General features: G+C 77.4%; 3 protein-coding genes. All 3 read left to right on the top strand.

Annotation, left to right across the window (positions count from 1 at the left end; genetic code table 11):
- Positions 1–2,840 (top strand): type I polyketide synthase (locus ABZ807_RS32135; protein WP_357166526.1); only part of this gene is annotated, 2,840 nt, incomplete at its 5' end.
- 6 nt (positions 2,841–2,846) lie between these two features.
- Complete coding sequence (locus ABZ807_RS32140; protein WP_357166529.1) at positions 2,847–7,643, top strand: type I polyketide synthase; 4,797 nt, start codon at positions 2,847–2,849, stop codon at positions 7,641–7,643.
- 20 nt (positions 7,644–7,663) lie between these two features.
- Positions 7,664–14,118 (top strand): type I polyketide synthase (locus ABZ807_RS32145; protein WP_357166532.1); only part of this gene is annotated, 6,455 nt, incomplete at its 3' end.

Consider the following 14,118-nt stretch of genomic DNA (forward strand, 5'->3'; position numbering starts at 1 on the left):
ACGAACACCGACAGGCGCTCACCGCCCTGGCCAGGTTGCACGTCACCGGCACCACCGTCGACTGGACGACACTGCTCCCACAGACCACCCGCACCGTCGACCTGCCCACCTACCCCTTCCAGCGGCAGCGCTACTGGCTCGCCGCCCCCTCCGCCGCCGACCTCGCCGGCTTCGGGCAGGTCGCCACCGGCCACCCGCTGCTCGGCGCCAAGGTGACCGTGCCCGACGATGACCTGCTGGTGCTCACCGGCAGGATCTCCGTACCGGGGCAGCCCTGGCTGGCCGACCACGACCTGCACGGCCGGATCGTCTTCCCCGGCACCGGCCTGCTCGACCTGGCCCTGCACGCCGGGGCGCAGGCCGGCTGCGACCGGCTGCTCGAGCTGACCGCCGAGACGCCCCTGGTCCTCACCGACGAGGCGGTCACCGTACGCGTGGTGGTCGGGCCGCCCGACGACCAGGGCGCGCGGCCGGTCGGCGTGCACACCCGCGGACCCGACGAGGAACTGCCGTGGACCCGGCACGCCACCGGCGTGCTCGCCCCCGGCGGACCCACCCCGACCCCGTCGCCGGCAACCTGGCCGCCCCCCGGCGCGGTCCGCGTGGACGTCGAGGCCGTCCACCGTGGCCTGCTGCACCAGGGCTACGGGTACGGCCCGACCTTCCAGGGACTGCGGGCGGTGTGGCGGCGCGGCGCCGAGCTGTTCGCCGAGGTGACCCTGCCCGAGGGGGCCCCCGCCGACGGCCACGAGACGCACCCCGCCCTGCTCGACGCGGCCCTGCACCCGCACCGCCTCGACGAAGCCGCCGGACCCGTCCAGCCGTCGGTCTGGCGGGACGTCACCCGGCACTCCCCCGCCCCGGCCACGCTGCGCGTGCACCTCGTGCCGCTGGGCGGCGGCGTGACGCTGACCGCCACCGACGCCGACGGCCGCCCGGTGCTCACCGTCGGGCACCTGGAGAGCCGGCTGGTCGGCGTCGACGAACTGGCCGCCGTCACCGGCGCCGGCGACGAGAGCCTGCTCCGCCTCGAGTGGGTGCCCGCGCCCGAGGCCGCCCCCGACGCCGCGCCGACGACCTGGGCCGTGCTCGGCGAGGACCCGTTCGGGGTCGTACCCGACGCGCCGGCGTACCCCGACCTGGCCGCGCTGCTCGCCGCCGTCGACGCCGGCGCGCCGGAACCGGCGTACGTGCTGCACGCCCCGCCCGCCCCTGCCGGCCAGGGGCCCGAGGCGGTCCGCGCCCTGCTCACCGGGCTGCTCGCCACGGTGCGGGGCTGGCTGGCCCAGACCCGGCTGCCCCGGACCCGGCTGGTGCTGCTCACCCAGGGCGCGGTCGGCGCGGGTGAGCTGCCCGCCGACCCGGTGCTCGCGCCCGGGTGGGGGCTGGTCCGCTCCGCGCAGTCCGAGCAGCCGGGCCGGCTGGTGCTGGTCGACACCGACGGCAGCGGTTCCTCCTGCCTCGCCCTGCCGGCGCTGCTGGCGTACGACGAACCGGAGCTGGCCGTGCGGGACGGCCGCGCGCTGCTGCCCCGGCTGACCCGGGCCTCCGCCGGGGCCGGCGCGCCGCCGCGCTGGGACACCGACGGCACGGTGCTGGTCACCGGCGGAACCGGCGGGGCCGGCGCGGTGATCGCCCGGCACCTGGTCGCCGAACACCGGATCGACCACCTGCTGCTCGCCGTCGACCCGACCGAGGACGTCGACAAGGACCTCCTCGCCGAGCTGGCCGAACTCGGCGCCGACGTCACGGTCGCCGCGTGCGACCTGACCGACCCGGACGCGGTGGCCGCGCTGCTCGACGGGATCCCCGGGCGGCACCCGCTCACCGCCGTGGTGCACGCCCCCGCCGTACGCGACGACGGCCTGCTGGCCACCACCGCGCCGGACCGGTTCGCCGCCGCCCTGCGCGCCGCCGTCGACCCGGCCTGGCACCTGCACGAGCTGACCGCCGACCGGCCCCTCGCGGCGTTCGTGCTGGTCTCCTCGGCCGCCGGGCTGATGTTCGGCGCTGGCCGGCCGGCCACCGCCGCGGCGGCCACCTTCCTCGACGCGCTCGCCGCCCACCGGGCGGCCCGCGAGCTGCCCGCCACCTCCCTCGCCTTCAGCGCCTGGGAGGCCGGGCCGCCCTGGCTGAACCGGATGGGCCTGCACCCGCTCGGCGTCGCCGAGGGGCTGGCCCTGGTCGACCGGGCGCTGGGGCAGGCCACGCCAGCCCTGGTCCCGGTACGCCTCGACGTCGCCGCGCTGCGCGCCACCGCCGACACGCTGCCGGCGCTGCTGCGCCAGGTGGTCCGGGTGCCGGTCCGCCGCGTCGCGCCGACCGGCCCCGACCTCGCGCAGCGCCTCGCCGGGCTCCCCGAGGACCAGCGGGACCGCTTCCTGCTGGAACTGGTACGCACCCACGTCGCCGCCGTCCTCGGCCACCCCGACTGGCGGTCGGTCGAGCCGGACCGGGCCTTCCAGGACCTCGGCTTCGACTCGCTGGCCGCCGTCGAGCTGCGCAGGACGCTGAGCGAGGCGGGCGGCCGGTGGCTCTCCCCGACGCTGGCCTTCGACTACCCGACCTCGCGGGAGCTCGCCGCCCACCTCGGCGCGGAGCTGGGCGCGCGCGACGCCGCCGAAGGCGACCCGGTGCTGACCGAACTGGACCGGCTCGCGGCGGTGCTCGCCGGCCCCACCGACGGCGACCCGGCCCGGGTCACCGTCCGGCTGGAGGCGGTGCTGCGCGAGTGGCGGGCCCGGCACGACCCGGCCGGGCCGGACGGCACGGACGACGACCTGGCCACGGCGACCGACGACGAACTGTTCGCGGTGCTGGACAACCTGGGGATGGGCTGAGCGGCGATGGCGACCGACGACAAGCTGCGCGACTACCTCAAGCGCGCCACGGCGGACCTCCAGCAGACCCGGCGGCGGCTGCACGACGCCGAGCAGCGCTGGCACGAGCCGATCGCGATCGTGGCGGCGGCCTGCCGCTTCCCCGGCGGCGTCCGCACCCCGGCCGACCTGTGGGAGCTGGTCGCCTCCGGCGGCGACGCGATCAGCGGTTTCCCGCAGAACCGGGGCTGGGACGTCGCCGGCCTGTACGACCCGGAACCGGCCACACCCGGCCGGACGTACTGCGTCAACGGCGGGTTCCTGCACGACGCGGGGGAGTTCGACGCCGACTTCTTCAAGATCAGCCCCCGGGAGGCGCGGGAGACCGACCCGCAGCAGCGGCTGCTGCTGGAGACCGCCTGGGAAGTCGTCGAGCGGGCCGGCATCGACCCCGCCTCGCTCAAGGGCAGCGCCACCGGCGTCTTCGCCGGGCTCGTCTACCACGACTACGCCGCCAAGGGCGTCGGCAGCCTGGCCAGCGTCGCCTCCGGCCGCGTCGCGTACGCGCTGGGCCTGGAGGGCCCGGCGGTCACCGTCGACACCGCCTGCTCCTCGTCGCTGGTCTCGGTGCACCTGGCCGCGCACGCGCTGCGCGCCGGCGAGTGCGGCCTCGCCCTGGCCGGCGGGGTGACGGTGATGTCCACCCCGGACTCGTTCGTCGGGTTCAGCCAGGACCGGGGGCTCGCCCCCAACGGCCGGTGCAAGTCCTTCTCCTCGGATGCCGACGGCACCGCCTGGGGGGAGGGCATCGGCCTGCTGCTGCTGGAACGGCTCGCCGACGCCCGCCGCCACGGCCACCCGGTGCTCGGGCTGGTCCGGGGCAGCGCCGTCAACTCCGACGGCGCCAGCAACGGCCTCTCCGCCCCCAACGGGCCGGCCCAGCAGCGGGTCATCCGGGCCGCACTGGCCGCCGCGCAGCTCACCGCCGACCAGGTCGACGCCGTCGAGGCGCACGGCACCGGCACCACCCTCGGCGACCCGATCGAGGCGCAGGCGCTGCTGGCCACGTACGGGCAGGGCCGCCCGGTGGACCGGCCGCTCTGGCTCGGCTCGTTCAAGTCCAACGTCGGGCACGCGCAGGCCGCCGCCGGGGTCGGCGGAATCATCAAGATGCTGGAGGCGATGCGGCACGACACGCTGCCGCGGACCCTGCACGTCAAGGAACCCACCCCCAACGTGGACTGGTCCACCGGCAACGTGCGGCTGCTCACCGAGGCCCGGCCCTGGCCGCGCGGCGACCGGCCGCGCCGGGCCGGGGTGTCCGCGTTCGGGCTCAGCGGCACCAACGCCCACGTCATCGTCGAGGAGCCGCCGGACAGCGCCGCCCCGGCGTCGGACAGCGCCGCCCCGGTCCAGGACGAGTCCGGCGCGCGGCCGGCGCGTCCCCTGCCGCTGCTGGTCTCCGGGCGGGACGAGCCGGCGCTGCGGGCGCAGGCCCGCCGCCTCGCCGGGCACCTGGAGGAGCACGCCGACCAGGCTCTTGCCGACGTGGCGTACTCGCTCGCGACCACCCGCGCCGCGCTGGAGCACCGCGCCGCCGTGGTCGGCGCCGACCACGCCGCGCTGCGCACCGGTCTGGCCGCGCTCGCCGACGGCGCCCCCGCCGCCCACCTGGTCCGCGACACGCTACGCGTCGACGGCTCCACCGCCTTCTGCTTCACCGGCCAGGGCGCCCAGCGCCCCGGCATGGGCCGGCAACTGCACGCCGCCTTCCCAGCCTTCGCCGACGCGTTCGACGCCGCCGTCGCCGCCCTCGACCCGCACCTGGACCGGCCGCTGCGCGAAGTGGTGTGGGGCGCCGACGCCGACCCGCTCAACGGCACCGGGTACGCCCAGCCGGCGCTCTTCGCGCTGGAGGTGGCCCTGTACCGGCTGCTGGAGAGCTGGGGGGTGCGCCCGGCGTACCTGGTCGGGCACTCCATCGGCGAGCTGGCCGCGGCGCACGTCGCCGGCGTGCTCACCCTGCCCGATGCGGCGGCGCTGGTCGCGGCCCGGGGCCGGCTGATGCAGGCGCTGCCGGTCGGCGGGGCGATGGTCGCCGTCGAGGCGGGCGAGGAGGAGATCCGGCCGCTGCTCGACGAGCGGGTCGACCTGGCCGCGGTGAACGGGCCCACCGCCGTGGTGGTCTCCGGCGTCGAGGCCGCCGCGCTGGCCGTCGCCGAGCAGCTGCGTGGCCTCGGCCGGCGGACCCGGCGGCTGGCCGTCTCGCACGCCTTCCACAGCCCGCTGATGGAACCGATGCTCGCCGACTTCGCCGAGGTCGCCCGGTCGCTGCGGTACACCGCGCCGACCCTGGCGGTCGTCTCCACCCGCACCGGGCGGCCGGTCAGCGGCGAACTGACCGACCCCGGGCACTGGGTACGCCAGGTGCGCGGCACCGTCCGCTTCCACGACGCCGTACGGTGGCTCGCCGGGCAGGGCGTCACCACGTTCCTGGAGCTCGGCCCCGACGCCGCGCTCTCGGCCACCGGCCCGGACTGCGTCGGCGACGGCCGGGACGGGGTCTTCGTGCCGCTGCTGCGCCGCGACCGGGACGAGGAGCGGGAACTGGTCACCGCCCTCGCCCGCGCCCACACCCGGGGCACGGCGGTCGACTGGGCGGCCGTGCACGCCGGCGCTCGCCGGGTCGAGCTGCCCACCTACGACTTCCAACGCCGCTGGTACTGGTGGGAGGCGCCCGCGCCGACCGGCGCCGCCCCGACCTTCCTCGACGACCTCGCCGCCGCCGACCCGGCCGCCCTCGCCGCCGACCTCGGGGTCGACCCGGCGGCCCTCGACCAGGTGCTGCCCGCCCTGGCCGAACTGCGCCGCCGGCACGCCGACCGGTCCGTGGTGGACGGCTGGCGCTACCGGGTGGTCTGGGAGTCCGTCGCCGACCCCGAGCCGGGGCCGGCGCCCGCCCGCTGGCTGGTCGCCGTCCCCGACGGGTACGACAACGACCTGCGGGTCGGCATGGTCGCCACCACCCTGGCCGAGCACGGCGCCGAGGTGGTCCGCGTCCCGGTGACCGACGCCGACCGGACCGCCCTCGCCACCCGGCTGCGTGAGCTGCGCGGCCCCGGCACGGTGGTGCTCTCCCTGCTCGCCCTCGACGACCGGCCGCACCCCGACCACCCGGCGCTCACCCGGGGCCTCGCCGGGACGGTGGCGCTGGTGCAGGCGCTCGGCGACGCCCAGCTCGACGCCCCGATCTGGTGCCTCACCACCGGCGCGGTCGCCGTCGACCCCACCGAGTCCGCCGACCCCGCCCAGGCCGCCGTGCACGGACTCGGCACCGGGCTCGCCCTGGACCTGCCCCGGCACTGGGGCGGGCTGGTCGACCTGCCCGAGTTCCCCGACCCGGCCGCCCTGCGCCGGCTGCGCGCGGTCGTCACCGCCACCGGCGGCGAGGACCACGTGGCGATCCGCGACGGCGGGGTGCACGCCCGCCGGATGGTGCGGGCCGCCCGACCGGTGGCGCCGCAGCCGTGGCGGCCGCGCGGCAGCGTGCTGGTCACCGGCGGCACCGGCGGTCTCGGCGCGCACGTGGCCCGCGCCCTGGCCAGGGCCGGCGCCGAGCATTTGGTGCTGGTCGGCCGGCGCGGCGCGGACACCCCCGGCGCAGAGGCGTTGACCGCCGAGCTGACCGGGCTCGGCGCCGAGGTGACCGTCGCCGCGTGCGACGTCGCCGACCGCGACCGGCTCCGCGAGCTGCTCGACCGGCTGCCCGCCCGGTGGCCGCTGACCGCCGTGGTGCACGCCGCCGGGGCGATGCAGCGCATCGCCCCGGTCGGAGAGCTGACCCTCGCCGAGATCGCCGACGTGGCCGCCGCCAAGGTGGCCGGGGCCGTCCACCTCGACGACCTGCTGGCCGACCGGGAGCTGGACGCGTTTGTGCTCTTCTCCTCCGGCGCCGCCGTCTGGGGCAGCGCCGGGCAGGCCGGCTACGCCGCCGCCAACGCCTACCTGGACGCCCTGGCCGCCCGCCGCCGGGCCCGGGGCTGCGCCGCCACCTCGATCGCCTGGGGCTCCTGGGACAGCGGCATGGTCGACGCCGAACTGGCCGTCGGCATGCGCCGGCTCGGGGCGCCGCCGATGCGACCCGAGCTGGCGATCACCGCGCTGCCCGAGGCGTACCGGGCCGGCGCCGGGGACCTCGTCGTCGCCGACATCGACTGGTCGCGCTTCGCCCCCGTCTACACCATGGCCCGACGTCGGCCGCTGCTCGACGCGCTGCCGGAGGTGGCCGAGGCGGTCGCCGGCGACGCCACCGACGGCCCGACCGGGCTGGCCGACCGGCTCGCCGCGCTGCCGCCGGCCCAGCGGGCACGGGCACTGCTGGACACCGTCCGCGCCGAGGTGGCCGCGCTGCTCGGCTACGACAGCCCGGCCGCCCTCGACCCCGCCCGCCCCTTCGCCGACCTGGGCTTCGACTCGGTCGCCGCGATGGACCTGCGCCAGCGGCTCACCGCCGCCACCGGGCACCCGCTGCCCGCCACGCTGGTCTTCGACCACCCAACGCCGGCTGCCGTGGCGGAGTTCCTCGGCGCGGAACTGGGCGTCGGCGCTGCCGACGGCGCGACCGGGCTGCTGGCCGACCTGGACCGGCTGGAAGCCGCCCTCGCCGCGCTGCCCGAGGACGACGCCGACCGGCCCGCGCTCGCCGCCCGGCTGCGCGCCCTGATCGGCCTGGTCGACCGGTCCGCCGGGGACGACCGGCTCGGTGCGGCGGCGACCGCCGACGAGATCTTCGACTTCATCGACAACGAACTCGGGTTGCGCTGACCGCAGGGGTGAGGACGGGCATGGCGGAGGACGGGAAGCTTCTCGACTACCTGAAGCGGGTGACGGCGGATCTCACGCAGACGCGCCAGCGCCTCCAGGAGGTCGAGGGCGTCGAGCGTGACCCGATCGCGATCGTGGCGATGGCGTGCCGCTACCCGGGGGATGTGCGTACCCCGGAGCAGCTGTGGGAACTGGTCGCCGGCGGCGTGGACGCGGTCGGGCCGCTCCCCACCGACCGGGGGTGGGACCTGGCCCGGCTGCTCGCCGACGACCCCGACCGGATCGGCACCAGCTACGTCGCCGAGGGCGGCTTCCTCGCCGAGGCCGCCGAGTTCGACGCCGCCTTCTTCGGCATCTCCCCGCGCGAGGCGGCGGCGATGGACCCGCAGCAGCGGCTGATGCTGGAGGTCTCCTGGGAGGTGCTGGAACGCGCTGGCATCGCCCCCGACGCCGTCCGGGGCAAGCCCGTCGGCGTCTTCACCGGCTCCGGCTACCAGGACTACGGCGACCTGCTCAACGCCGCCCCGGAGGCGGCCGAGGCGTACCTGGGCACCGCGGCGGCGGCCTCGGTGATTGCCGGGCGGGTCGCGTACACGCTCGGGCTGGAAGGGCCCACGCTGACCGTGGACACGGCCTGCTCGTCGTCGCTGGTCGCCCTGCACCTGGCGGTGCAGGCGCTGCGCCGGCGCGAGTGCACCCTGGCCCTGGCCGGCGGGGTGATGGTGATGTCCACCCCGGCGCCGTTCGTGGCGTTCAGCCGGCAGCGGGGACTGGCCCCCGACGGCCGCTGCAAGGCGTACTCCGACGACGCCGACGGCACCGGCTGGGCCGAGGGCGCCGGCGTGCTGCTGCTCGAACGGCTCTCCGACGCCCGCCGCAACGGCCACCCGGTGCTCGCCGTGGTGCGCGGCAGCGCGGTCAACCAGGACGGCGCGTCCAACGGCCTCACCGCCCCCAGCGGGCCGGCCCAGCAGCGGGTCATCCGCGCGGCCCTGGCCAACGCGCAGCTGCCGCCCGGCGAGGTCGACGTGGTCGAGGGGCACGGCACCGGCACCACCCTCGGCGACCCGATCGAGGCGCAGGCGCTGCTCGCCACCTACGGGCAGGGCCGCGCGCCGGACCGGCCGCTCTGGCTCGGTTCGCTGAAGTCCAACTTCGGGCACGCGCAGGCCGCCGCCGGGGTCGGCGGTGTGATCAAGATGGTGCTGGCCATCCGGCACGGACTGCTGCCGAAGAGCCTGCACGTCGGCACGCCGTCGTCGCATGTGGACTGGTCGCCGGGGACCGTCCGGCCGCTCGCCGAGGCGCTGCCCTGGCCCGAGCCGGGCCGCCCCCGCCGGGCCGGGGTCTCCTCCTTCGGGGTCGCCGGCACCAACGCGCACGCCATCATCGAGCAGGCCCCCGAGGAGGAGCCGGCCGAGGCCACCACGCCGGAGCCGGCGCCGTCGGGGCGTACCCTCGCCTGGGTCCTGTCGGCCCGCGACCCGGAGGCGCTGCGCGCGCAGGCCGCGCGGCTCGCCGCCGTCGCGGCCGGGCCCGACCCGGCCGACGTCGGGCACGCCCTGGTCACCGGCCGCGCGGCGCTGGAACACCGCGCGGTCGTCACCGGTACGGACCCCACCGCGCTGCTGGCCGGCCTGGCCGCCCTCGCCGACGACCGCGAGGCTGCCAACCTGGTACGCGGCACCGCCCGCGCCGACGCCCGGGTCGCCTTCGTCTTCCCCGGCCAGGGCTCCCAGTGGGCCGGGATGGCCGTCGAGCTGCTCGACTCCTCGCCGGTCTTCGCCGAGCGGATCGCCGAGTGCGCCCGCGCGCTCGAACCCTTCGTCGACTGGGACCTGGTCGACGTGCTGCGCGGCGCGCCCGGCGCGCCCACCCTCGACCCCGTCGACGTGGTGCAGCCGGTGCTCTGGGCGGTGATGGTCTCCCTGGCCCAGCTGTGGCGCAGCCACGGCGTCGAGCCGGCCGCCGTGGTCGGGCACTCGCAGGGCGAGATCGCCGCCGCCTGCGTCGCCGGCGCGCTCACCCTCGACGACGGCGCCCGGGTGGTCGCCCTGCGCAGCCAGGTCATCGCCGCCGAGCTGGCCGGCCTGGGCGGGATGATGTCCGTCTCGCTGCCCGCCGACGCCGCCCGGGACCGCCTGGCCGGCTGGGCGGGACGGCTCTCCCTCGCCGCCGTCAACGGCCCCGGCTCGGTGGTGGTCTGCGGCGAGGTGGACGCCCTCACCGCGTTCCAGGCCGAACTGTCCGCCGCGGAGATCCGCACCCGGATGATCCCGGTGGACTACGCCTCGCACTCCGTCTTCGTCGAGGGCATCCGGGACCGGCTCGCCGAACTGCTCGCCCCGGTACGCCCCCGCGCCGCCGAGGTGCCGTTCTACTCGGCGGTCACCGGCGGCCTGCTGGACACCACCGCCCTCGACGGCGGCTACTGGTACACCAACCTGCGGCAGACCGTGCTCTTCGCCGACGCCACCCGGGCCATGCTCGCCGACGGGCTGAGCGTCTTCGTCGAGTCCAGCGCCCACCCGGTGCTCAAGGTCGGCCTGGAGGAGACCTTCACCGACGCCGGCGCCCCGGCCGTCGTGGTCGGTACGCTGCGCCGCGACGACGGCGGGCCGGACCGGGTCGCCGCCTCGCTCGCCGAGGCGTACGCCCACGGCGTCCCGGTCGACTGGCTGCCGCTGTTCGACGGGCGGCCGGGGCTGCGGGTGGAGCTGCCCACGTACCCGTTCCAGCGCCGCCGGCACTGGCTGGACGCGGCGGCCGCCGGCACCGCTGACGTGACCGGCGCCGGCCAGCGCCCCGCCGACCACCTGCTGCTCAGCGCGGTCGTCGCCACCCCCGCCGACGACGGGGTGGTGCTCACCGGGCGGCTCTCCACCGGCACCCACCCGTGGCTGGCCGACCACGCGGTCAACGGCACCGTACTGGTCCCCGGCACCGGCCTGGTCGAGCTGGCGCTGCGCGCCGGCGACGAGGTCGGCTGCCCGGCCGTCACCGAGCTGACCATCGGCGCGCCGCTGGTGCTCGCCGACGGCGCCGGCGTGCAGCTGCGGGTCGCCGTCGGCGCGGCGGGGGAGCGCGGCGCCCGGCCGGTCAGCGTCTGGTCCCGGGCCGAGGACGCCACCCCCGACGCCCCCTGGCAGCGGCACGCCGCCGGCCAGCTCGCCCCGGCCACCTCCCGCCCCGCCGGCGACCTCGGGCAGTGGCCGCCAGCGGGCGCCACCGCCGTCGACGTCGCCGGCCTCTACCCGGACCTGGCCGACGCCGGGCTGGCGTACGGGCCGGTGTTCCAGGGGCTGCGGGCCGCCTGGCGGGCCGGCGACCAGGTCTACGCCGAGGTGGAGCTGCCGGAGGAGGCCACCGCGGACGCCGAGCGCGCCGACCTGCACCCCGCCCTGCTCGACGCCGCGCTGCACGCGGTCGCCCTCACCGACGCCGTCGGCGACCGGGCCCTGCTGCCGTTCGCCTTCACCGGGGTCACCCTGCACGCGGTCGGGGCGTCCAGCCTGCGGGTGCGGATCACCCCGCTGCGCGCCGGTGAGGTCGTCGTCGAGGCCGCCGACGCCACCGGCGCGCCGGTGCTCTCCCTGGACTCCCTCGTCCTGCGGCCGCTCCCTGCCGATCTCGCCCCGGCGGCCACCGGTCCGGCCGCCGACGCGCTCTACCGCACGGTGTGGACGCCCGTCCCGACCGCACCGCCCGCGTCCGTCCGGGTCGGACGGTGGGGTGCCGGCGAGCCGGCCGACGTGCTGGTGCTGCCGGTTGCCGGTGGCGCGGACGCGGCGGCGGTGCACGACAGCACCCGCCGGGTGCTGGCAGACCTCCAGGGCTGGCTGGCCGACGACCGGTACGGCGCCGCCACCACCCTGCTGGTGCTGACCCGCGGCGCGGTCGGCCGCGACGGCGAGGACGTCACCGACCTGGCCGGCGCCGCCGTCTGGGGCCTGGTCCGCTCCGCCCAGTCGGAGCACCCGGACCGGATCGTCCTCGCCGACGTGGACATGGACGTCGAGGACGCGGTTGCGCTGGCCCCGACCCTCGTCGCCGCCGGCGAGCCGCAACTGCTCCGGCGCGACGGCGATCTCCTCGCCACCCGGCTGGTCCGCGCGCCGGCCACCGCCGGCGAGCCGCCGGCCGGCCGGATCGACCCGGCCGGCACCGTGCTGATCACCGGCGCCAGCGGCACCCTCGCCGCCGTCGTCGCCCGCCACCTGGTCCTCGCCCACGGGGTACGCCACCTGCTGCTGCTCAGCCGACGCGGACCGGCCGCCCCCGGCGCGGCCGACCTGGCGGCCGAGCTGACCGGCCTCGGCGTCTCGGTCGCGCAGGTCGCCTGCGACGTCACCGACCGGGACGCCCTCGCCGCCGTGCTGGCCGGCGTCCCGGCCGAGCGTCCGCTGAGCGCGGTGGTGCACACCGCCGGCGTGCTGGACGACGGCACCATCGCCTCGCTCACCCCCGGGCAGCTCGGCGCGGTGCTCGCCCCCAAGGTGGACGCGGCGCTGCACCTGCACGAGCTGACCCGCGACGCCGGGCTCGGCGCGTTCGTCCTCTTCGGTTCGGCCGCCGGCGTGGTCGGCGCGCCCGGGCAGGGCAACTACGCGGCGGCGAACGCGTTCCTCGCCGGCCTCGCCGCGCACCGCCGCGCGCAGGGGCTCGCCGGCCAGTGCCTGGCCTGGGGTTTCTGGGCGCAGGCCACCGGCATGACCGGGCAGCTCGGCGGCGTCGACCGGGCGCGCATCTCCCGCAGCGGCATGATCGGCCTTGCCGTGGACGAGGGGCTGAGCCTCCTCGACGCCGCCCTGGACCGCCCCGACGCGCTGCTGCTGCCGGTCCGCTTCGACCTGGCCGCCGTACGCGCCCAGGGTGACGTGCCGGCGCTGTTCCGTACCCTGCTGCCGGTCGCCCGGCGCAGCGCCGCCGGGGTGCGCGCCGACGCCGGCTCGCTGGTGGACCGGCTGCTCCGGCTGCCGGAGGCCGACCGCGAGCAGGCAGTGCTCGACCTGGTCCTGGACCGGGTGGCGCTGGTGCTCGGCTTCACCTCCGTTGCCGCCGTCGCCCCCGACCGGGCGTTCCGCGAGCTGGGCTTCGACTCGCTCACCGCGGTCGAGTTCCGCAACCGACTCAACCAGACCCTCGGCCTGCGGCTGCCGGTCACCGCGGTCTTCGACTACCCCTCACCGGCCGGGCTGGCCCGTTTCCTGGTCGCCGAACTCTCCGGCACCACCGCCGTGAGGTCCGCCGCGGTGGCGGCGAAGCCGGCCGACGAACCGGTCGCCATCGTCGCGATGAGCTGCCGCTTCCCCGGCGGGGTCAGCTCGCCGGAGGAGCTGTGGCGGTTGGTCGCCGACGGGGTGGACGCCATCGGCGACTTCCCCGCCGACCGGGGCTGGAACGTCGACCAGTTGCACGACCCCGACTTTGCCACGCCCAACAGCAGCTACACCCGCTCCGGCGGCTTCCTCCACGACGCCGCCGACTTCGACCCCGCGTTCTTCGGGATCAGCCCGAACGAGGCGCTGGGCATGGACCCGCAGCAGCGGCTGCTGCTGGAATGCGCCTGGGAGACCTTCGAGCGGGCCGGCATCGACCCGGCGACGCTCAAGGGCAGCCCGACCGGGGTCTTCGCCGGCCTGATGTACCACGACTATCCGGCCAACAGCGGCACCGGCGCGGTGGCCTCCGGCCGGGTGGCGTACGTGCTGGGCCTGGAGGGGCCGGCGGTGACCATCGACACCGCCTGTTCGTCCTCGCTGGTGGCGCTGCACCTGGCGGCGCAGGCGCTGCGGTCGGGGGAGTGCGACCTGGCGCTGGCCGGCGGGGTCAGCGTGATGGCCACCCCGGAGATCTTCGTGGAGTTCAGCCGGCAGCGGGCGCTGTCCCCCGACGGCCGCTGCCGGGCCTTCGCCGCCGCCGCCTCCGGCACCGGCATCGCCGAGGGGGCCGGGTTCCTGCTGGTGGAGCGGCTGTCGGACGCCCGCCGCAACGGTCACCCCGTCCTCGCCGTGGTGCGGGGTTCGGCGGTGAACTCCGACGGGGCGTCCAACGGGATGACCGCGCCGAACGGCCCGTCGCAGCAGCGGGTCATCCGGGCCGCCCTCGCCTCGGCGGGTGTCCCCGCCGCCGAGGTCGACCTGGTCGAGGCGCACGGCACCGGCACCACCCTCGGCGACCCGATCGAGGCGCAGGCACTGCTCGCCACGTACGGCCGGGAGCGGCCCGCCGACCGGCCACTCTGGCTGGGTTCGGTCAAGTCGAACCTGGGCCACACCCAGGCGGCGGCCGGGGTGGCCGGGGTGATGAAGGTGGTCCTCGCCATGCGACACGGGGCGATGCCCCGGACGCTGCACGTGGACGCGCCGTCGCCGCAGGTGGACTGGTCCGCCGGCGCGGTGGAGCTGCTGACGCAGGCGCGGGAGTGGCCGGTGAACGGGCACCCGCGCCGGGCCGGGGTGTCGTCGTTCGGGAT

The organism is Micromonospora sp. NPDC047548 (genome assembly GCF_040642975.1).
GTDB lineage: Bacteria > Actinomycetota > Actinomycetes > Mycobacteriales > Micromonosporaceae > Micromonospora.